We start from the raw sequence: 19638 nt of genomic DNA, 5'->3' as shown, positions 1-19638 counted from the left end.
CCGGTGACGAGCAGGAGGACGACCGGTGCTCGGTGCCCTGGGGATCAGCGAGTTCGACGAACGGGTCTACCGCGCGTATCTCGCCAAGCCGGACCGGTCGGCGCGGGAGATCGCCGAACACCTAGGCACCACGTCCAGCCGGATCCGGCACGCGGTGGCCCGGCTGGTCGAACTGGGCGTGCTACGCAGGGAAGGGCAGGGCCAGTACCGGCCGGTCAGCCCGCGGACCGCGTTGAGCGCGCTGGTCGCCAGGCGGCGAGCCGATACCGAGGCGGCGTTCACCTCGGTGTGGGACGCGGTCGACGACCTGGCGAGCGAGTACCGCGCCACCCGGCTGCAGGGGGATCCGAGCGAGCTGGTGGAGGTGATCACCGGCGAGGAGGCGGTCACCCTGCGGGTGGCCGAGCTGACGCAGTCGATGCGCACCCACTTCGACGTCCTCGACCGGCCCCCGTACCTCGGCCCGTACACCGTGGAGTTGGAGGAGGACTTCACCAGGGACCTGCTGGGCCGCGGCATCGAGATACGGTCCGTCTACACCCCGGAGGCACTGGAGCTGCCCGGCAGGTTCCAGCTCATCACCCGCCTCGCCGGCCTCGGCGAGCAGGCCCGGTTCCTGCCCGCCCTGCCGTTCAGGCTGCGGATCATGGACCGCCGTGTCGCGCTGCTCGCGCTGATCGGAGGGCGGTACGACCGGATCGCCGTCGTCCACCAGTCGGGCCTGCTCGACGCGATCCTGGAGCTGTTCGACACCTACTGGCAGCGGGCGCAGCCCGTCATCTCGACGGCCCCGGAGACCACCGACCAGCCGGGCGCGGACGACCTCCTGCTGCTGAAGATGCTGCAGGCGGGCTACAAGGACCAGGCGATCGCCCGCCAGTTGGGCACGAGCACCCGCACCGTGACCCGCCGCATCGCCGCGATCGCCTCCCGCCTCGGCCTCGACACCCGCTTCCAGATGGGCACGGAAGCCGCCAAGCGCGGCTGGATCTGACGCTCGGGCCGAGACCCCCAACTCCTTCCCGTGCACCCCCGCATCCCGTCGCCCGCCCCTGCCTGCCCGGCGTCACCCGCGGCCGGCGCCCGGCGGCGTCTGCCTACTATGTGCACATGTTGGCCTACGCTCCGGCGCTCTTGTGTCTCCTGATGTTCTGCGCCGGCGTCGTCCACGAGCGCCGCCGGTTCAGCAACGCCGTTCTCCTGGGGCTGACCTTCCTCTTCGCCGGCAGCGCGTGGCTCTTCGAACTCCACCGGACGCACCCGGTGCTGGGCAGGAACCTGGCCATCGCGCTGCTGCTCGTCGTGGCGCTCGGCATCGTCACCCTGGCGTGGTTCCTGATCTCCAACGGCACCGTCATGGTGCGCAAGGAGGGCACGCGCCCCGCCAACCTGCTGTCCCTGCTCGCGGGTGTCGCCCTGGTGGCGCTGCTCGTCCTGCTGGTCGCCACGCTGATCCTGCGCAACCGCACCCTGGCGGCAGTGACCGGAACTGCCGTCGCCCTGACCGGCTACGTGGCCTTCCTGTTTCTCTGCTTCGTCGTCTACGCATTTCTCTACGGCCGCCTGAATCCGCCCCGAAGGGCCGACTACGTGGTGGTACTCGGCTCGGGCCTCGCCGGCGGAGCCACGGTGCCACCGCTGCTGGCCAGCCGGCTGGAACGTGCCCGCGCCGTCCACGCCCGGCAGTCACGGCGCGGCCGGCAGCCGGTGCTCCTCACCTCCGGCGGGCAGGGGCCTGACGAGAAGGTCCCCGAGTCGCACGCGATGGCGGACTACCTCGTCGAACGCGGCGTCCCGGCCGAGTTGATCGAGCGCGAGGACCGCTCCACCACCACGGAGGAGAACCTGCGGTTCAGCAGGAGGATCATGGAGAGCGCGAACCCCGACTACCGCTGCGTGATCGTGACGAACAACTACCACGCCTTCCGCGCGGCGCTGGCCGCTCGCAGGGCGGGAGTCAGGGGCTACGTGGTCGGTTCCCCCACGGCCGCGTACTTCTGGCCCAGCGCAATGATCCGCGAGTTCGCCGCGATCTTCCTCACCTACCGCCGCACCAACCTCGCCTTCTGCCTCCTGTTCTTCCTCGGCGGAGGAGCGATCTGGTGGCTCGGCTGACCGCCGGCGGATCGGCGGTATCGGGTACGCCGCGCAGGGCTGCCCTTCCAGCCGTCCCCACGACCGCGGGTGCGGTCGGCGCCGCCACGGCCGGCGCCGGCAGGCGCGGTGAGCCTCCGCGCTGCTCAGGCGCCGTGCGGCAGCCGCTGCTCCATGCGGTAATGTCTGCCGACTTCCCGTGAGATCAAGGGCATCAAATGACAACTGCACCTCCGCCTCCGCGTGAGGAAGACGACGAGCCGCCCAGCCTTCCTGACGCCGTGTGGGAAGAGTTCACCAAGGACACCGCCGGCAGGATCCGGGCGAGTGCGCCCAAGGAACCCTCGGCCCGCGCCCGCATGGTGACCGAGAGGTTGCGGCGCGAGGATGCGGAGAGAGCGGAACGCGCGCGGCGCTCGAAGCCGCGGTGGAGGGGCGGCAAGGGGCGCCGGCCCCAGGAGCCGGAAGGGTGGCGGACCGGACCTGCCTGGCAGGACATGCAGCGGGGCCGGCGAGGGCCGTGGCGGGACCGAATACGCACCCTGCTGATCGTCGCGGCGGTGGCGGCGCTGGCGCTGGTCGCGATCAACCCGTCGGGCGCACGCTCCCTGGTCCTCGGTCATGGGAACTCGTCCGGCAGCCACGAGGACTCCTCCGACAGCACGCCGCTCACACCCGAGACCGCGCAGCCGACCGCCGCACCGGATGCCGCCGCTGACCCCGACATCCCCACCACGAGTCACCCCTTCGCGGGGTCCCCTGCCCTCAACTGGGCCGCCGGCGCGGACGCCATCGTGCTGCCGCACGCCGAGAAGGTCGGCGATGTGACAGCGCGGCAGGTCGACGCCGCCCTGCGCGCGACGAAGGCATACCTGGTGGGCACGAACCTCGACCCGGCGGAACTGCGCGGCGGCTATCCGGACGCGGCCCTGCACGTGGTCGACCCGATCAACGGCGGACCCGCCCGGGTGAAGGCCGCCCTGAGCTCACCGAGCGCCAAGACCGATCCGACCGTGTGGTTGACCCGCTACGACCCCCACGAGGTCCGGCTCGTGGGCGACGTGATCAAGGTCCGCGGGCGGATGACGTTCACCAAGTCCGACCACGAGTCCGTACGGGTGCACACCGACTACACCTACGTCTACGCCTTCACGAAGGCCGGAAACGGTGACGGGACGGTGCAGCGGCTCATCGCGCGGCGCGTGGTGGACACGCAGTGGTACCCGCGGGGGGCGCCAGGAAAGGTGCAGCTCGTCAGGATCGACGCCTACTTCGGCGGCTCGGGCTGCGAGCACGACGGCTACCTGCATCCCTCGCCGTCCGAGAACTCGGGCGTGAACCCCTCCGGGCCTGTCACGGACCCGTACGACCGCAGCAAGCCGTTGGACAAGCCCGGCACCTGCGGAGTAGCCAGCCGTACGTGAGCCTCAGGCCCGCCCGGGCCGGCTGCGGAAGCCCGACGGCGCGGGACCGGCGACCACGGCGCCCCGAAGGCCATGTGAGCCTCCGGGGTGCCGTCACGCCGAGGTACCGGGCGCGCCTCAGGAGTCGAAGTGCCAGAGCTTCGCGCTACTGGTGCTGCAGGCGCTGATCACGACCTTGGTGCCGTTCTGGGACGTGTTGGGGCTCAGTGCGAGGCATTCGCCCGCGAACCCGGAGGCCAGCTGAAGGTGGCCGGCGAGGCCGGAGGCCTGCAGCTTCCATAACTGGCCGGGCTTGGAGGAGTCGCAGTTCTGCTGGTCGATGAGCGCTCCGTCGAATGCCACGCCGTTCTTGACGTTCATGCAGAAGCCGCTCCCCCTGTTCGTCAACGTGAAGAAGCCGTCGGAACCGACGCTCGTCGGCGCCCACCACTGGTTGTCCTCTCCGTCGCAGGACCACTCGTGGATGAGCGTGCCGAGCGCACCGGCCCCGTTGCCGTCCACCTCCGCACACTTGCCCGCGTGGTCGTTGACGATCTCGAAGAACCCGGCGGCGGCCGGCCGCACCGCGACCGGGGCCTTGGCGTCGGCGGCCTGCGCCGTGCCGGCGAACCCGCCGCAGCCAACGGCCAGGCCGACGACGGCCACGACGGTGCCCCACATGGTTCGACTCTTCATAGTTCTCTCCCGAACTCCGATGCGCAGTCTCGGCGCTCCGTTGTGGAGCACCTGCACGTACCGTGCCGCGCCGGGATTCGCCGGTCGAGCGCTGTTCCGCTCAGCGGATCAGCGAGGTGACGACCCCTCAACCCGTTCCGCTCGCTTTGTACATAAGGGTCCGCCTCACCGGGGCTGGCTTTATCCCAAAGTTCTCCCAACATCTCCGTCACCGGGGAACTTCGGTCTTGACTTACGCCTAGAGCCAGCTGAACATGCGTGCTGCGCCACACGGAAACACCGCCGGTCGCTGCTCGTCGAGCAGCAACCGGCGACCTCCGACCGCGCCCGGCGAAGGGCTTCCCGACCGACGCGACCGAGAACGCCGTGCAGGCCGGCATCACCGCGTCCGGCTACACGAACAACACCACCACGTTCCCGCCGCCCACCGAGTCCGTGATCAGCCTCAAGGCCCACGCCAACGGCAAGTACGTCGACGCGGCGAACAGCACCACCTCGCTCATCGCCGACGCCACCTCGGTCGGCACGAGCGAGACCTTCACCATGGTCGCCAACAACAACGGCACCGTGAACCTGAAGGCGCGTTCCGACAACCAGTGGGTCACCGCCGACGAGGACAAGGGGAACTCACCGCTGATCGCGAACCGCGGTGGCCCCGGCCCGTGGGAGACGTTCTACCTCCTCCACAACCCCGACGGCAGCGTCAGCTTCCGCACCTACAACAACCAGCACCTCGTCACAGCCGAGAACGCCGGCGCGGCGGCGCTGATCGCCAACCGGACCGCGATCGGCCCCTGGGAGGAGTTCGACCTCATCGCCGGCTGACACCGAACCGCGAGGAACACCGCGGCTGTCCCTACCCAGGCAACGGGGCAGGGACAGGCCGCCCGGCCGGCAGCCGAGCGAGGTTCCTGATCCGCGACCGGACCCCGAAGCACCCGGAAACCGGAGTCGAGCCGGGGTCGGGCTGAAGCGCATGTTCCGTATGTGGCTCTTGCGAACCTTGAGATAGCCCTCACATACTGCGTAGACGAACGGGGGGTTCTGTGGGGGGATGGTTCGTGGGGGGAACATCACGGATGCTCGGTGCCTCGACAGCGACTCCCATGTGTCCAGATCACGGCACAAGGGGACTCAGTTGCACAAGAGTTGGCGAAAGACGCGGGCTGCAGCGCTCGCGGTAGGGGCGGCGGCGGCGCTGACCGCAGGGGCCGTGGCGCCCGCGGGAGCCACCGGTGAGCGTCCGGCGCAGAGCGCCAGGGCGTCGGCGCCGGAGAAGGCCGAGGGGGCCGGGGCGAAGAGCTGGGTCACCCTCATCACCGGTGACCGGGTCGGCGTGAGCGCCGACGGCAAGCCGGTCGCGCTGCAGCACGGCAAGGGACGCGAGCACATCCCCGTCGAGTTACGGACCGCGCAGGGGCACGCGTACGCGCTGCCGCTGGACGCGGTGCGGCTGATCGACCAGGGGCGCGTCGACCGGCGGCTGTTCGACGTCACGACACTGAACCGGCCGGAGTACCGCAAGGCGCAGGCGCACGGCCTCCGGTACATCGTCAGCTACCAGGGCGCGGGTTCCGCCGCGAAGGCCGATCTGCACCGGGCCGACGGGGCCAGGGTCACGCGCACGTACGGCACGCTCGACGCCGAGGCCGTGACGGCGCCGGCGGGCCGCACCGCCGATGTCTGGCAGGCGCTGACGAACGCGCCGGCCAAGGGCACGCCGTACGCGGCCGCGGAGCCGGGCCTGAAGAAGGTCTGGCTGGACGCGGTGCAGAAGGCGTCGAGCCTCGACTGGAGCCGTCAGCAGATCGGCGCGCCGAGCGCGTGGAACGCCGGCTACGACGGCACCGGCGTGAAGATCGCCGTGCTCGACACCGGTGTCGACAAGGACCACCGGGACCTGGCGGGCCAGGTGACCGACGTGCAGAACTTCTCCACCGCCGACAATCCGGACGACCACTTCGGGCACGGCACGCACGTCGCGTCCATAGCGGCGGGCACCGGCGCGCAGTCCGGCGGCACGTACAAGGGCGTCGCACCCGGCGCGAAGATCATCTCGGGCAAGGTGCTGGACGACGACGGCTTCGGCGACGACTCCAACATCCTGGCGGGCCTGGAGTGGGCCGCCGAGTCCGGGGCGAAGATCGCCAATCTAAGCCTCGGCGGCACCGACACCCCCGGCACCGACGTGCTGGAGTCGGCCGTCGACACCCTGTCCGCGGACTACGGCACGCTGTTCGTCATCGCGGCCGGCAACGACGGCTCCGCCGCCGGGACGGTCGGCTCGCCGGGCAGCGCGGACGCCGCCCTGACCGTCGGCGCGGTCGACAAGGACAGCGCACTGGCCGACTTCTCCTCGCGCGGCCCGCGCGTCGGCGACGACGCCGTCAAGCCGGATGTGACCGCGCCAGGCGTCGACATCACCGCGGCCGCCGCTCCCGGCTCGGTCATCGACCAGGAGGTCGGCGAGAACCCGCCGGGCTATCTGACGATCTCGGGTACGTCGATGGCCACCCCGCATGTCGCGGGCGCCGCCGCCGACCTGGCGCAGGAGCACCCGGACTGGACCGGCCAGCAGATCAAGGCCGCGCTGGTCGCCGCGACCACCGACAGCGGCGCCGGATACTCGCCGTTCGAGCAGGGCACCGGCCAGGTCGACCTGGGCAAGGCCGTCAAGCAGACCGTCACGGCGAAGTCCGGCTCCACCAGCCTGAGTTACGCCACGGCCGTCTGGCCGCACGGAGACGACCCCAAGCAGACCAGGACGCTCACCTACACCAACACCGGCAGCCAGGCCGTCGCCCTCGCGCTCGCGGTGAAGGGCACGGACCCGCGGCAACAGACCGCGCCCGCCGGTTTCTTCACCCTCTCCGCCGATTCGGTGACGGTGCCCGCCGGGGGTTCGGCGAGCGTCGACGTCACCGTGGACACCACGCTCGGCGGCAGCGTCGACGGCGCCTACACCGCGTTCATCACCGCCACCTCGGCCGACGGCCAGACCGTCCGCACCGCGGCGGGCGTGACACGCGAGGTCGAGTCGTACGACGTCACGGTCAAGCACCTGGACCGGCTGGGGAAGGCCACCGGCGCCTACGACACCGCGCTGTTCCCGATGTCCGGTGACCTGGCAGGCCAGTTCATCCCGGTGTACGGCGCCGACGGCACCGCCACGATCCGCGTGCCCAAGGGCCGTTACATGCTCAGCAGCACCGTCTACGTCGGTGACGGCACCACGTGGGAGGGCGGCGACTGGATCAACCAGCCGGACCTGACCGTCGACCACACCACCGAGGTCACGGTCGACGCACGCACCGCGCGGCCGGTCGACCTCACCGTCCCGGACTACGCGGCCGTCGCCAGGTTCGCGGCGCCCGACTTCTCCGTCGAGACCCCGGACTTCACCCTCGACATCGGGATGTGGCTGGACAGTTACGCCAACTTCCGCACCGCGCACCTCGGCCCCGCCGTCGCCGCCGGCACCCTGCACGAGTCGTTCGCGGGCACCTGGACGAACGGCCACAAGCGCTACGACCTCGCGTACGGCGCCGGCAGGACCACGCTGGCGACCGGCTACGTCAGACACGCCAAGGCCGCAGAACTGGCCAGGATCAAGGTCGCGGTCGGCACCTCGGTGAAGGGCAAGAAGGGCGTGCTCCTGGTCTTCGGCACGGCAACGGGCGGCGCGGGCTCCAACGCGGTCGGCTTCACGGAGGGCCTGCCGGTCACCACCACCGCGTACGTCAACGGCGGCCCTTCGGTGCGGTGGGCCTTCGAGTTCGACCAGCTCGACAGCGCCGGTGAGCAGTTCGAGGCGGAGTACAGGACCGCCGACAGTACGTACACGGCGGGCAGGAGCTACGCCAAGACCTTCAACGTCGGCGTCTTCGGCCCGAAGATCGACGGCACCACCGGTCTGTACCGGCGCGGGAACGAGATCTACGGCTACCTCCCGCTGTTCGCGGACGGCACGGGCCAGATCGGCGCCTCCGCCTACGACACGGTGGTGACCACCCTCTACCGCAACGGCAAGAAGGTCGGCAGCAACGAGGACCCGCTGACCGGCGAGCCGTTCACCGTGCCCGCGGCGGCCGCGAGGTACAAGCTCACCACGTCGGTGACCCGCAGTGGTGTCGCGGCGGTCAGCACCAAGGTCACGGCGACGTGGACCTTCTCTTCCAGGAAGACCGCGGACGAGGCCCGACTGCCCGCCTCCGCGGTGAAGTTCAGCCCGGCGCTGAGCACCGCGAGCACTTCCAGGGCCGGGGCGAGCGTCAAGGTGCCGGTCTCCGTCCAGGGTTCGGCCGCGGGAAGGAACCTCACGTCGCTGAAGGTGTGGGTCTCCTTCGACGGCGGCAGGCACTGGAAGCACCTCACGGTCAAGAACGGCCAGGTGACGGTGGCGAACCCCAAGGCCGGCAAGGGAGTCTCCCTCAGGGCCGACGTCACCGACAAGAAGGGCAACACCCTCTCCCAGGCGATCTACAACGCGTATCTGACCAAGTAGCCCGGGGGCGTCCGGAAACCGGCAGCGGTGAGCCGGGTGTGAGTCATCGCGCGCCGGCCGCCAGGACCCGTTCGTGGTCCTGGCGGCCGGTGCACGTCGCACGGGCCGTGGGTCAGGCCGGGGCGGGCGAGCCGCCGAGTGCCCGGCGGACCACGTGCAGGCAGACGACGGAGCACACGACGAGCTCCCTCTGGGCCGGCCCGAGTTCGTCGCCGAGTTCCACGACGTAGCGCTGGAAGGCGCGGAGCGGGCCGAAGGACGAGGACGTCACCCGGCCGAGGGCGGGAGACGTTCTGGGTTCGCCCTCGCCGACGGTCCACCGCGGGCTCGCGGGAGCGGTCCGTGACAGCAGGAGCCCGGCTCCGTCCGCCGACCGCAGCTCCAGCGCGAACGCACGCGGGAGCACCTTCCGCGACTGCACCGTCCCCACGGCGGCGCCCTGGGCGTCGGTGAGCCGGAAGTGGGGGCGTCCGAAGCGCAACAGCCTGGTGTCCACCTCGATCCGCAGGACGATGCCGCCGCCCCGGGTCACCACCGTGTACCGGCGGCTCGGCGTCCCGATCTCGACGTAGGCCAGCGGCGTACCGCCGGAGTCGCACAGTTCCAGCCACGGACCCTTGTACGTACCGAAGAGGCACCGCCGGGGCTCTGCCACGACGACCGTCGACAGGCCGAACAGCTCCGCGCCCGGACCGTTCACCGCATCGGCTCCACTCATGACCGCCCCTCCCCCGCGTCTTTACGTGTGCGACGCGGCAGGGTCCGACGCGGTTGCGGGCCGGGCCGCCGGCCGGGTGTTACGCGGCGGTGACGGTTCCCGGACCGGTACGGGGTCATCGGGCTGACACACTTCAGTCATCGCAAGCCCGCAGGACCGGTCGGGGGGCCGGGAGCGGTGAACTTGCGGTTCAACCATCCATGTACGTATCCCTGGGGGGGATTCCTGTGTCTGTCATGCTTCCGCACCGCCGTACCGCACTGCGTGCCGCCACCACCACCGCCGCGCTGGCCGGCGCGCTCCTTCTGCCGTCCGCCGCCGCCTTCGCGGACACCGGGAGCACCGCCGCTCCCGCCGCGGGAACCACTTCCGACAGCTGCACCGCGACGAAGACGATGTCGATCTTCGGGGAGATGACGGTCGACCTGAGTATCGGCCCCGCGGGGCCGAAGGCCGTACTGAAGAACTCCAAGGGCAAGGCGGTGTCGACGGTGGACCGGGCACACCCGGTGGACGGCCCGAACGGGATGATGATCAAGTACCCCAACATCGCGGGTTCGCTCTTCCTCTACCGCAACGAGGGCGGGTCGACGCCGTGGCGCAGCACCCCCTTCCCCAGGCTTCCCAAGGGGTGCACGGACAGCGGCGCGGGGACCGGCAAGGAGACCCGCAACGGCTGCACGGTGACCCAGACGATCGGCTCGGTCTTCGGGGAGATGACGGTCGACCTGAGCATGAGCCCCGCGGGGCCGAAGGCCGTACTGAAGAACTCCAAGGGCAAGGCGGTGTCGACGGTGGACCGGGCACACCCGGTGGACGGCCCGAACGGGATGATGATCAAGCACCCCGACAGCACGGCTCCGCTCTTCCTCGACGTCAGCGAGGGCGGGTCGGCCCTGTGGCGCAGCAACCCCTTCCCGAAGCTTCCCGAGGACTGCGCGAACACCGCGAAGCCGGCACCGGTCGCGACGACCGGGAGCGCGGCCCCGCAGACCTCGGCCGTTCCCGCCGGCGCCGTTGCGGCCGGCGCCACGGGCGTCGGGCACGGCAACACCTCGCTGGTGGCCGGGGGCGGGGCTCTCGCGGTGGCGTCCGCGGCCGCGCTGGGCTTCGTGGTGACGCGGCGCCGGCGCGCGGCTGACGCGGGCAGGTGACAGCCGGCAGCTGCCGGTGTACGAGGCGGGCCGCCCCCGGCAAGGGGCGGCCCGCACCCGCTCGTCCGCGGGTCCCGAATCCGTGTCCAGCAAGACAACACCCAGGAAGCAACCATGAACACGCCTTCCCAGGCCGACCCGGACGGCCCGACCGGCCCGGCGGGTCCGCCCGGCGTCCCGGACACCTTCACCGATCCCGCCGCCCGGTCGTTCCGGCGCCGCGTCATGTGGGCGGCACCGCCGGCCCTGGTCGCGGCGGCCGCGGGCATCTGGATGGCCGTCAGCGGCCTGGGGGCCGGCGCGGACGAGGTGGCACGGCACGACCGGGGGGCGAACATCGCGGCCTCCACCCCAGCGCCCGCCCCCGCTTCTGCGGCCCCCGCCACCAGCGCCCCGCCACCCGCGGCCATGCCGCGCTCGCTGCCCGTCCGGGTGCAGATACCGTCCGCCGGCGTGGACGCCGGCCCGGTGCTGCGGCTGGGCCTGGCCCCCGACGGGACGGTGCAGGTGCCGTCCGTGGCGCAGGCCGACCGCATCGGCTGGTACCGCGGCGGTGTCACGCCCGGCGAGACCGGACCGGCCGTGCTGATCGGGCACTTCGACACCGTCGAGGGACCCGCGGTCCTGAGGAACGTGGCGAAGGTGCACCCGGGCGACACGATCACCGTCACCCGCGCCGACGGCTCCGTCGCCCACTTCACCGTGCGCTCCTTGCAGCAGGTCAGCAAGGAGCACTTCCCCACACAGCAGGTCTACGGCGACACCGCCGACCCCGAACTGCGGGTCATCACCTGCGGCGGCGACCTGCAGTCCGGACATCACCCCGACAACATCATCATCTACGCCACCCTGAGCGACGCCGCCCCGCCACCGACACGCTGACCGCCTGTCCTTGGACGGTGTTACGCCGAGCACGCCAACGTCCACGACGTCCCGGCCTTCCTGCCTCCGGCCCGGGCTACGGGCAGTCCTCGCAGGTGCCGATCGCCCTGAGCGTCACCGGCTGACCGGACATCTCCGCCCCAGGCTTCGGGGACCGGCCGCACACCTTGTAGGCGGAGTAGAGCAGTGCGGGCCGGCCCGTGGCGAGGTCGACGACGCTGACGTGGTCCGCGGCCCGCGGAGCCGTGCGGGCGATATCGGCGTTCCTGCCCACGAGATCGGGCATCGGGGAGTCCACCGCCTCGGGCGCGCCCTCGTCTTGCGCCGGGCACGCTTCGCCGAAGGCGACCGCCCCGATGCCGGCGCTCGGCTTGGCCTTCGAGGTCGTGACGGGTCACACCGAGCCCGGCTCCGGCGGCGGACTCCGTACTCGACGAAGTCCGCGCCGAGGCACAGGCGCACTACCTGCTGCGCGCGCCGCTCATCGACCCGGAGTTCGTGCTCCAGCAGATCGCCATGCTGGACCAGGTGTCGATGGGGACCCCGGCCAGGATCGACGGCACCTCCACCACGCACTACTCGGGCTCGCTCGGTCGCGACGCGCTGACGCTGCGGATGGCGGCGAACATTCGACAGCAGGTGACCGCGATGAGCAACGGCCTCGGAGGGCTGGACGCGGACGTCTGGGTGGATCGGGCCGGCCGCGTCGTCCATACCCGTACGACCTGCAACCTGGAGAACCAGAGCGCGACCGTCACGATGACCCTGTCCGACCTGGGACGCCCGGTGACGGTGGCCGCACCGACAGCCGTGGCCGTCGCACCCGCCACGACGATCAGCGGCATCCTCCCGGGCTGACACACGGCGGCATCGCCCACCGCGCGGCTGCTCGTCGGCGTCCTGCCGGGGCCTCTCGCCGTCGCCGGAGCCGCGCCGCCGCGAGGTCCGTGGCGTCACGGGCGGGGCTTGTGTGCGAACACCCAGCGGTTGCCCTCCAGCGCGTCGTTGTGCTCGGGCAGCGGGCCGCGGCCGTGCAGGCGGGTGAACTCGAAGGGGGTGCGGACCGAGGTGGACCAGCCCTTGACCGACAGGGCGCCCGCGGAGTCGGGCCGGGGCTGCCGGTCGAACAGGGTGAGCAGGTCGATGCCGATCTGCCGGTGCGTCGAGACGTAGAGCGGGCTGTCGCGGTACTCCAGCAGGTCCCTCTCGAGCTTGACCTCGAACGCCAGGGCGCCGCCCGCCGTGGTCAACCGGTCCACCATGTCGATCAGGTACGTCTCGGCGGCGTGCGGCAGGTAGAACAGCAGGCCCTCGGCGAGCCAGACGCTCGGTGCGGCCGCGTCGAAGCCGGCGCCGGTCAGCGCCCCGACCCAGTCGTCGCGCAGATCGACCGGGACCGGCACGCGCGCCGCCTTCGGGGCGGCGGCCAGTCCGGTGAGGACCCGGTGCTTGAACGCCAGCACCCCGTCCCTGTCGATCTCGAAGACCACGCAGCCGTCCGGCCAGTCGAGCCGGTACGCCCGCGTGTCCAGCCCCGCCCCGAGCAGGACCACCTGGCGTGCCCCGGCGTCGCGCACCGAGCGGTACAGGAAGTCGTCGAGGACTCTCGTCCGCAGCCCGAAGTAGCGGGCGAACCGTCCCCACAGCGGGTTCGTGTCGCCGTCCGGGACCTGCTCGATGCGCAGCGGCCAGTCCGCGCACGCCGGTGCGGCCCGCACGAAGTGTTCCGCATAGGGGTCCTGGGCCAGGGTGTCGGTCCGGTAGGTCTCGATCGCCCGTGCGGCGGCGACCAGGAGCGCGGTCAGGCCGACGCCTCCCTGTACGTCCTCCACACCGGTGTTCTGCTGTGTCGTGCCGACCATGTGTGCTCCTTTGGTACGAGTGAGACCCGCCTGTCGGATGGCCCGCGGACCGCGGGGGACGGCACGGCCCGCGCCCTGCCCCCTCACCGCCCCCTCCCCTGCGGGATGAGCACGGGCTTGACCACCCGGCCCGCGTCGCAGTCGCGTTCGGCCTCGTTGATGCCGTCGAGCGGATACGTGCGGATCAGCTCGTCGAACGGAAACCGCCCGGCCCGCCACAGGCCGATCAGCCGCGGGATGAGCAGCCCCGGCACCGCGTCCCCCTCGCAGATGTGGGAGATCCGCCGCCCCCGGTCCAGCGTCCCCGCCTCCAGCGGCAGCGTGCCGTGCAGCCGCGCCACCAGCCCGAGGTGGCCGCGCGGGCGCAGTGCCCGCAGCGCGTCGTTGATCAGCCGGTCCGAGCCGGTGGTGTCCAGCGCGAACTGCGCGCCGCCGTCGGTCAGTTGCCGGACGCGGTCGGGCAGTCCCGCCGGGTCGGCGTGCAGCGCGGTCGCACCCAGCCGCTCGGCGAGGGCCAGCCGTTCGGGGTACCGGTCGACGGCCACGGTCACCGCCCCGGCGGCGGTGGCCGCCATCACCGCCGCCAGGCCCACCGCGCCCGCTCCGAAGACCGCGACGGTGTCGCCCGCACCCACGCCGAAGGAGTGGAAGACCGCGCCCGCACCGGTGAGGAACCCGCAGCCGAGCGGCCCGAGCAGTTCCAGGGGCAGCGACGGGTCGACCCGGACGGCGTTGCGGGCCGGGACCATCGCGTAGTCGGCGAACGAGGACTGCCCGAACCACCGGGGCGCCAGCTCGCCCCCTGCCGCGTCGGTGAACCGCGCCGCGTTCTCCGTGCGGCCGCCGAAGAGGTTGAGCGACGCGAAGGAGTCGCAGTACGCGGGGGCCGCGGCCGTGCAGTTCCGGCAGCGCCCGCAGGAGTCGAAGCTCAGCACGACGTGGTCACCGGCGCTCAGCCCGGTGTCCGGCCCGCCCGTCTCCACGACGACCCCGGCCCCCTCGTGCCCGAGCACCGCGGGCAGCGGCGAGCGGCCCGCCGAACGCCGCACCGCGAGATCGGTCCTGCACATCCCGCTGCCCGCGACCCGCACCAGGACCTCGCCGTCGGCCGGTCCCGAGTCCAGCACCACCTCCTCGACGGCGAACCGGCTCTCGTACGAGCGCAGCACCGCCGCCTCGAACCTCAGCGCCACGCCACCACCTCGGCCTCGGCCTCCGCCGCTTCCAGCGGGCGGTGCAGGACGAACGGCTGGAGGTTCCCGTACAGCCCCCACGGCCCGCCCGCGACACCGACGCCGCTCTCCTTGGTGCCCGCGAAGGGCTGGGCGAGGGACAGTTCGGCGTGGTGGTTGATCCAGGCCGTGCCGCACTCCAGCCGGCCGGCCACCGCCTCGGCCCGGTCCAGGTCGGTCGCCCAGACCGAGCCGCCCAGCCCGAAGCCGGTGCCGTTGGCGGCCGCGACGGCCTCGTCGAGGTTCCCGTACGGCAGCACCGGCAGGACCGGCCCGAACTGCTCCTCGACCACCACCGGGCTGCCGGGGCGGACATCGGCGAGGACCGTCGGGGCGAAGAAGTAGCCAGGACGGTCGAGCCGGTGGCCCCCGGCCGCGGCCCTGGCACCGTCCGCGAGCGCGCCGGCGGTGCAGCTCTCCACCCGGGCCAGCTGGGGGGCGTTGTTCAGCGGCCCCAGCTGCGAGTCCGGGTCGAGCCCCGCGCCGACGACGACGGACTTCGCGCGCTGCGCGAGAGCCTCGACCACCTGGGAGTACAGCCGGGCCGGGGCGTAGACGCGTTTGACCGCCATGCAGACCTGCCCGCAGTTGCGGAACGCCGCCCAGAACAGCCGGTCCGCGATCCGCTCGACGTCCACGTCGTCCAGCAGGATGGCGGCGTCGTTGCCGCCCAGCTCCAGGGTGACCCGGGCGAGCGAGGCCGCCGCGCCGGCCGCGACGGCCCGCCCGGTGGGAATCGAACCGGTGAAGGTCACATGGCGGATGCCCGGGTGGGCCGCGAGGCGGGCGCCGAGGGGTTCGCGGCCGGTGACCACCGTCAGGACGTCCGCGGGCAGGGCGGCCGCGACGACCGACACCAGCAGCCGTGTGGCCAGCGGCGTGAACGGCGACGGTTTGAGCACCACCGTGTTCCCCGCGGCCAGCGCGGGCGCGAACTTCGCGGACGCGAGCTGCAGCGGGAAGTTCCACGGGACGATCCCCGCGACCGGCCCGAGCGGGCGCCAGCGGACCTCGCTGCGCACCGGCCGGCCGTCGGTGATCGGCACGCGCCCGGGGTCCAGTTCGGCGAAGTAGCGCAGGCGGGCCGCCACGCGGGCGATCTCCGCGTACGACTCGGCCAGGGGCTTGCCCTGCTCGCGGGTGAGCAGCGGCGCGAGGTCGGCACGGGCCGCCTCCACCGCGCCGGCCGCCGCGAGCAGCGCGGCGGTGCGGGCCGCGGGGTCGCTCCGCCAGCCGCGCCAGGCCGCGTGTGCCCGGTCGACGACGGCGTCCAGCTCGTCCGGCCGCTGGTCGGGAGCCTCGTCGAACGCCTCCCCCGTGGCGGGATCGACGACCGCGAAGCGCTCACCGCGGGCTTCGGGCGCGCGACGGGCCTCGGACGGGCCGACCGGTTCGGGTCCGCTCCGGGCTTCCGGCGCGCGACGGGCCTCGGGCGCCCCGCGGGCTTCCTGCGCGCCGCTGAACTCCTGCGCCCCGCGGGCTTCCTGCCCGGGCGGCGACTGATGACTCGGCATGCCGCGGTCAGCTCGCGGCGGCGACGCCGGCGGTGTGCTCCCGGGCGTGCCGGTCCATCTCCGCCCGGAAGGCGGCCACCAGGTGCGGCTGGATCCTGCCGGTGTTGCGGTCGCCGCCCTCGCAGACCGCGCCGCGCACCCCGACGATGTCCGTGCCGATCCGGGTCAGCGCGCCGAGATCCCCCACCTTGACGCTGCCGGCCAGGGCCGCGAGCAGGTCCGCCTCGTGGGCGAGCCGGACGAACTCGCCGCAGACGTCCGGCGGGACGTGGTCGAACAGCCCGCTGCCGTCCTTGATCGCGGTGTCGAGCATGGCCGCGTCGGAGCCGGAGCGCCGGGCGATGTCCGGCAGCGCGAGCGGGTTGACGCAGCCGATCCGGTGGGCGTCGGCGTAGCCCGAGGCCACCACGAACGCGTCAGGGCGGTGGTCCTTCACCGCCCTGACGACCCCGCGCATCACCTCGACGGCCTGCTCGGTCGTCGTGCACCCGTAGAGGCCGACCTTGATGTACGAGGCCCCGGACACCACCGCGCCGAGCGCGGCCTGGGCCACCGTGCCGGGCTTGTACGGTACGTCGCCCACGGTGGCGGAGACCGGCGTGTCCGCCGGGACCGCGCCGCGGATCTCCCTGATCACCCAAGGGAAGTTCGCGCCGAGCGATCCCTCGTCGGGCTTCTTGACGTCGACGATGTCGAGGTGCTCGGCGGCCTTCGCGCAGTCGAGGGCCTCCTCGACGCTGTCCGGGGAGATGAGAAGCAACAACGGGGACTCCTTTTCGCTCACCTGGTCCGCCCGGCACACGGCAGTGGCGCGGACGCCGCCCGGATCACGTGCGGTCTGCTCATCATCACGGCGGCCCCCCGCCCCCCGGCAGAGCGCACGGGTCCCGTACGGGTCACTGCCCTGACCGGTCCGCGCCCTCCCCGCGCGCCGTCCACGCCGGTCCGGGAACCGGCGGCGCGGCTCACACGCCCGCCCGCTCCCGGGGGCGGAAACCGCTGGTCCGCGTGCCGTGGTCCTTCTCGGTGGCGACGGCGGAGGCGGACAGGAGTGTCGCGCCGGCGAGGCTGCCCCACAGGGCGGCCGGGCCGTGCGGGGCGAGCGCGGTGATGACCGCAGGGGAGACGGCGAGGCCGAAGCCCGTGGAGAGCTGGAAGCGGGTGAGGGCGCGTCCCAGGACATGGGCCGGGGCGAGGGCGGTGACGAGCGCGGTGGCGCTGCCGGCGTAGATGATCTCGCCGATCGTGCAGACCACGGACACCGCGGCGACGGCCGGGACACTCCAGCCGTGTCCCAGCGGGGTGGCCGCGAGGAAGCCGAGGTAGGACGCGGCCAGCACCACGCCGGAGAGGGCCAGCACGGTCCGCCGGGAGAAGCGGGACATCAGGACGGTGACCGGTACCTGGAGGGTGACGACCAGCGCCGTGTTGGCCACGAAGACGGCTGCCGGCCACACCGGGGACGCGTGGAGCTGCGTCACCAGGACCAGCGGGAGCGCGATCTCGGGGACGTTGAGGCAGAAGACGTAGACCACGTTGGCGGCGAGCAGCGCGAGCATCCGGGGTGCGGGCTCGTCGTCCCGGTCCCCGGCCGGGGCGGCCTGCGCCGGATGTGCGTGCACGTGGACCGACCACGCCAGGGCCGCCGCGGCAACGTAGGCGAGCGCGGTGACAGCTGCCAGCCCCCGGAGTGCGGTGGTGCCGCCCGCCATGCACACGGTGGCGAGCAGTGCTCCGACGCCCAGGGCGGCGTTGCGCAGGGCTCGTGCCCCTGCGAGGGCGGTGTCGCGTTCCCTGCCGTGGGCGACCGTGGCCACGAGTGCGGCGTGGGCGGCCGGCCATGCCTGGTTGCCGATGCCGAGGAAGAGCGCCGCCGCCGCGAAGAGCCCGACGTGCCCCGCCGGGGCAGCCAGCAGCAGCGCCACGCCCAGCACCCGCACCAGCATCGACGCCGCCACGACCGTGCTGCGCGCGCCGCTGTCCAGCCATCGGCCCACCGCGGGCATGCACACCAGGCCCGAGACGATGCCGGCCGTCATGGCGGTGCCGGTGACCGGAGCGGACAGCCCCAGGACCGTCACGCCGTAGAGCAGCAGAAAGGGCCGCAGCAGGCCGGTGCCCAGCGCGTCCACCGCCAGGGCGACGGCGTAGCGGGGGCCTCCTGAGGCGCGGACGAGGGCGCGGGGCTGGATTCTGGTGAGGGTTGCCATGGGGTCAGACGGTGCGCTCGGCCGCAGGGGCGGGGCACGTCGGTTGACGCGCATCGTCAATCGACGCCGTCGCCGTGCTGCCGGGCGGTGATGATGGGGGGATGACGCTGAGGATCGCCATCAGCGGTCTGCCGTCCGAGCGCGTGCGGTTCGCCGCCTCCCCGCTGGCCGAGCTGACCGCGATGCTGCACGTGCTGGCAGAACCCGGTCACCATCCGCAGTTCGCGGGCTGGGCCGCGGACGTCTGGGCCGGGCTGCGGCCGGAGCTGGCCGAGCGGCTCAGGGAGGCGGAGTTCCTCTGGCGTTCCTCGCAGGCCGACTTCCTCATCCCCGCGCGGCCCCGGCCGACCCTCGCCGAGGAACTGGACGACGTGGACCGGATCGACGACGAGACGTACGTGACCGCCGCGCTCGTCACCACGTGCGGCAGCAACCGGGTCCATTTCCCCGGGGCGTCGCCGCTCACCGACACGGCGGCGCGCGAGCGCGCCCTGGACGTGGCCCAGGCCCGCGGCGCACTGCAGGAGGCCTTCGCGGAACGGCTGCTCGCGGACCCGGCCGCGGTACGGGCGCGGGTGCGCCACACCCTTGAGGAATGCGCCGGGGCCTTCTTCGACGGCGCCTGGGCGGGCGTCGCGGTGCAGCTCGCCGGCGATCTGCGGCTGAAGAACGACCTGCTCAGGCGCCAGGGTGTCGGGGCGGCACTCGCCTCGGTCTCCGGGGCGGTCACGCTGGCGCCGGACGGCGACTGCATCATCGTGGACAAGGTGCAGGACAAGGCGACCGCCGCCCGTGGCGCCGGGGTCACCTTCATCCCCAGCGTCTTCGGCCGCCCGCACCTGGTGGCGGTCCACGCGCCCGGGTGGCATCCGGTGGTGCAGTACCCCGTCGCCGAGCCGGGTCCGGCCGAGCCCGTCTCGCTGGAGACGGTCACCCTCCGGCTGGAGGCGCTCGCGCATCCGGTACGGCTGCGGCTGCTGCGCACGCTGGCCCGCGGCCCGCACACCACCGCGGAGCTGGCCAACTTCTGGGAGCTCTCGCCCCCTGAGGTGTCCCGCCACCTCGCCGTCCTGCGCCGGGCGGACCTGCTCACGACTCGACGGGACGGTCGTTACGTCCGCTACACCCTCAACCTGCCCGACCTGGCGGCGCTGGGCACCGACCTGCTGTCGGCCGTACTGCGCTGAGCGGCTTCCGCCCGATCAGAACGCGGGCGGTGTCAGGCCGGTTGTTCTGGGAGGCTACGACGGCTACGCCGCCAATGGGCCGGAGAGTACGCTATGCGCGGGAATGCCGACTGCTGAGTAGCCCGCGCGAGTTGGTGTGTGCGGTCTGGGTGGGGGGTCGTCGAGTTGACCGAGGTCGTCGC

17 protein-coding genes are annotated in these 19638 nt (G+C 72.6%); 9 read left to right on the top strand and 8 right to left on the bottom strand.

The window, feature by feature from the left end; genetic code table 11:
* The first annotated feature begins 25 nt into the window (after positions 1-25).
* The 3 genes from NFU81_RS01130 to NFU81_RS01120 all read left to right on the top strand — a co-directional run bounded on the left by NFU81_RS01130 (position 26) and on the right by NFU81_RS01120 (position 3518).
* Complete coding sequence (locus tag NFU81_RS01130; RefSeq protein ID WP_251483813.1) at positions 26-994, top strand: winged helix-turn-helix transcriptional regulator; 969 nt, start codon at positions 26-28, stop codon at positions 992-994.
* Between the two features lie 116 nt (positions 995-1110).
* Positions 1111-2115 (top strand): YdcF family protein, encoded by a 1005-nt coding sequence (locus NFU81_RS01125; RefSeq protein WP_251483811.1) that lies wholly within the window; start codon positions 1111-1113, stop codon positions 2113-2115.
* Between the two features lie 476 nt (positions 2116-2591).
* Positions 2592-3518 carry a hypothetical protein gene (locus tag NFU81_RS01120; protein WP_308208250.1) on the top strand — a complete coding sequence of 309 codons (927 nt, stop codon included), beginning with the start codon at positions 2592-2594 and terminating at the stop codon, positions 3516-3518.
* Between the two features lie 117 nt (positions 3519-3635).
* On the opposite strand, the gene NFU81_RS01115 is transcribed toward NFU81_RS01120, so the two are convergent.
* Positions 3636-4193: an RICIN domain-containing protein gene (locus NFU81_RS01115; protein ID WP_251483807.1), complete on the bottom strand. Its 558-nt coding sequence runs from the start codon at positions 4191-4193 to the stop codon at positions 3636-3638.
* Between the two features lie 258 nt (positions 4194-4451).
* Here NFU81_RS01115 and NFU81_RS01110 point away from each other — a divergent pair, with 258 nt between their 5' ends.
* Positions 4452-5018, top strand: a complete 567-nt coding sequence (locus NFU81_RS01110; RefSeq protein ID WP_251483805.1) for a fascin domain-containing protein — start codon at positions 4452-4454, stop codon at positions 5016-5018.
* A 388-nt stretch (positions 5019-5406) separates the two neighbouring features.
* Positions 5407-8697 (top strand): S8 family peptidase, encoded by a 3291-nt coding sequence (locus NFU81_RS01105; RefSeq protein ID WP_251483803.1) that lies wholly within the window; start codon positions 5407-5409, stop codon positions 8695-8697.
* 112 nt (positions 8698-8809) lie between these two features.
* Here NFU81_RS01105 and NFU81_RS01100 read toward each other — a convergent pair whose 3' ends face one another.
* The gene (locus tag NFU81_RS01100; RefSeq protein ID WP_251483801.1) at positions 8810-9415 is read right to left on the bottom strand and encodes a hypothetical protein; all 606 of its coding nucleotides are present in this window, start codon (positions 9413-9415) and stop codon (positions 8810-8812) included.
* Positions 9416-9651: 236 nt separating this feature from the next.
* Between NFU81_RS01100 and NFU81_RS01095 the strand changes: the two genes are divergently transcribed.
* Entirely contained in the window at positions 9652-10569 is a 918-nt protein-coding gene (locus NFU81_RS01095; RefSeq protein ID WP_251484105.1) for a hypothetical protein, read from the top strand.
* Positions 10570-10794: 225 nt separating this feature from the next.
* Positions 10795-11451: a class F sortase gene (locus NFU81_RS01090; RefSeq protein ID WP_422665122.1), complete on the top strand. Its 657-nt coding sequence runs from the start codon at positions 10795-10797 to the stop codon at positions 11449-11451.
* Between the two features lie 76 nt (positions 11452-11527).
* Here the strand turns inward: NFU81_RS01090 and NFU81_RS01085 are convergent, their stop codons facing one another.
* A complete protein-coding gene (locus NFU81_RS01085; RefSeq protein ID WP_251483795.1) occupies positions 11528-11737 on the bottom strand; it encodes a PASTA domain-containing protein in 210 nt (69 codons plus the stop codon).
* A gap of 212 nt (positions 11738-11949) precedes the next feature.
* Between NFU81_RS01085 and NFU81_RS01080 the strand changes: the two genes are divergently transcribed.
* Positions 11950-12309, top strand: coding sequence for an LppX_LprAFG lipoprotein (locus NFU81_RS01080; protein ID WP_251483792.1), 360 nt, complete (start codon positions 11950-11952; stop codon positions 12307-12309).
* A gap of 95 nt (positions 12310-12404) precedes the next feature.
* On the opposite strand, the gene NFU81_RS01075 is transcribed toward NFU81_RS01080, so the two are convergent.
* The 5 genes from NFU81_RS01075 to NFU81_RS01055 all read right to left on the bottom strand — a co-directional run bounded on the left by NFU81_RS01075 (position 12405) and on the right by NFU81_RS01055 (position 18269).
* Positions 12405-13313 carry a class I SAM-dependent methyltransferase gene (locus NFU81_RS01075; protein ID WP_251483789.1) on the bottom strand — a complete coding sequence of 303 codons (909 nt, stop codon included), beginning with the start codon at positions 13311-13313 and terminating at the stop codon, positions 12405-12407.
* Positions 13314-13396: 83 nt separating this feature from the next.
* Positions 13397-14500 (bottom strand): NAD(P)-dependent alcohol dehydrogenase, encoded by a 1104-nt coding sequence (locus NFU81_RS01070; protein ID WP_251484090.1) that lies wholly within the window; start codon positions 14498-14500, stop codon positions 13397-13399.
* Positions 14497-16059: an aldehyde dehydrogenase family protein gene (locus NFU81_RS01065; protein ID WP_251483787.1), complete on the bottom strand. Its 1563-nt coding sequence runs from the start codon at positions 16057-16059 to the stop codon at positions 14497-14499. The genes NFU81_RS01070 and NFU81_RS01065 overlap by 4 nt, the downstream gene beginning before the upstream one ends.
* 7 nt (positions 16060-16066) lie before the next feature.
* A complete protein-coding gene (locus NFU81_RS01060) occupies positions 16067-16822 on the bottom strand; it encodes a (5-formylfuran-3-yl)methyl phosphate synthase (protein WP_251483786.1) in 756 nt (251 codons plus the stop codon).
* A 202-nt stretch (positions 16823-17024) separates the two neighbouring features.
* Positions 17025-18269, bottom strand: coding sequence for an MFS transporter (locus NFU81_RS01055; protein WP_251483785.1), 1245 nt, complete (start codon positions 18267-18269; stop codon positions 17025-17027).
* Between the two features lie 101 nt (positions 18270-18370).
* Between NFU81_RS01055 and NFU81_RS01050 the strand changes: the two genes are divergently transcribed.
* On the top strand, positions 18371-19456 hold the full coding sequence (locus tag NFU81_RS01050; protein ID WP_251483784.1) for a DUF5937 family protein: 1086 nt from the start codon (positions 18371-18373) through the stop codon (positions 19454-19456).
* Positions 19457-19638: the final 182 nt, after the last annotated feature.

The sequence above is a fragment of the Actinacidiphila cocklensis genome, from assembly GCF_907177275.1.
GTDB classification, from domain to species: Bacteria; Actinomycetota; Actinomycetes; order Streptomycetales; family Streptomycetaceae; genus Actinacidiphila; species Actinacidiphila cocklensis.
The sequence above is the reverse complement of the archived record's forward strand: the minus strand, read 5'-3'. Positions and strand labels throughout refer to the sequence as shown.

Coding starts and splice junctions, on each gene's coding strand:
- NFU81_RS01125 (WP_251483811.1), top strand. CDS start 1,111: ATGTTGGCCTACGCTCCGGCGCTCTTGTGTCTCCTGATGTTCTGCGCC.
- NFU81_RS01120 (WP_308208250.1), top strand. CDS start 2,592: ATGCAGCGGGGCCGGCGAGGGCCGTGGCGGGACCGAATACGCACCCTG.
- NFU81_RS01115 (WP_251483807.1), bottom strand. CDS start 4,193: ATGAAGAGTCGAACCATGTGGGGCACCGTCGTGGCCGTCGTCGGCCTG.
- NFU81_RS01100 (WP_251483801.1), bottom strand. CDS start 9,415: ATGAGTGGAGCCGATGCGGTGAACGGTCCGGGCGCGGAGCTGTTCGGC.
- NFU81_RS01095 (WP_251484105.1), top strand. CDS start 9,652: ATGCTTCCGCACCGCCGTACCGCACTGCGTGCCGCCACCACCACCGCC.
- NFU81_RS01090 (WP_422665122.1), top strand. CDS start 10,795: ATGTGGGCGGCACCGCCGGCCCTGGTCGCGGCGGCCGCGGGCATCTGG.
- NFU81_RS01085 (WP_251483795.1), bottom strand. CDS start 11,737: ATGCCCGATCTCGTGGGCAGGAACGCCGATATCGCCCGCACGGCTCCG.
- NFU81_RS01075 (WP_251483789.1), bottom strand. CDS start 13,313: ATGGTCGGCACGACACAGCAGAACACCGGTGTGGAGGACGTACAGGGA.
- NFU81_RS01065 (WP_251483787.1), bottom strand. CDS start 16,059: ATGCCGAGTCATCAGTCGCCGCCCGGGCAGGAAGCCCGCGGGGCGCAG.
- NFU81_RS01055 (WP_251483785.1), bottom strand. CDS start 18,269: ATGGCAACCCTCACCAGAATCCAGCCCCGCGCCCTCGTCCGCGCCTCA.
- NFU81_RS01050 (WP_251483784.1), top strand. CDS start 18,371: ATGACGCTGAGGATCGCCATCAGCGGTCTGCCGTCCGAGCGCGTGCGG.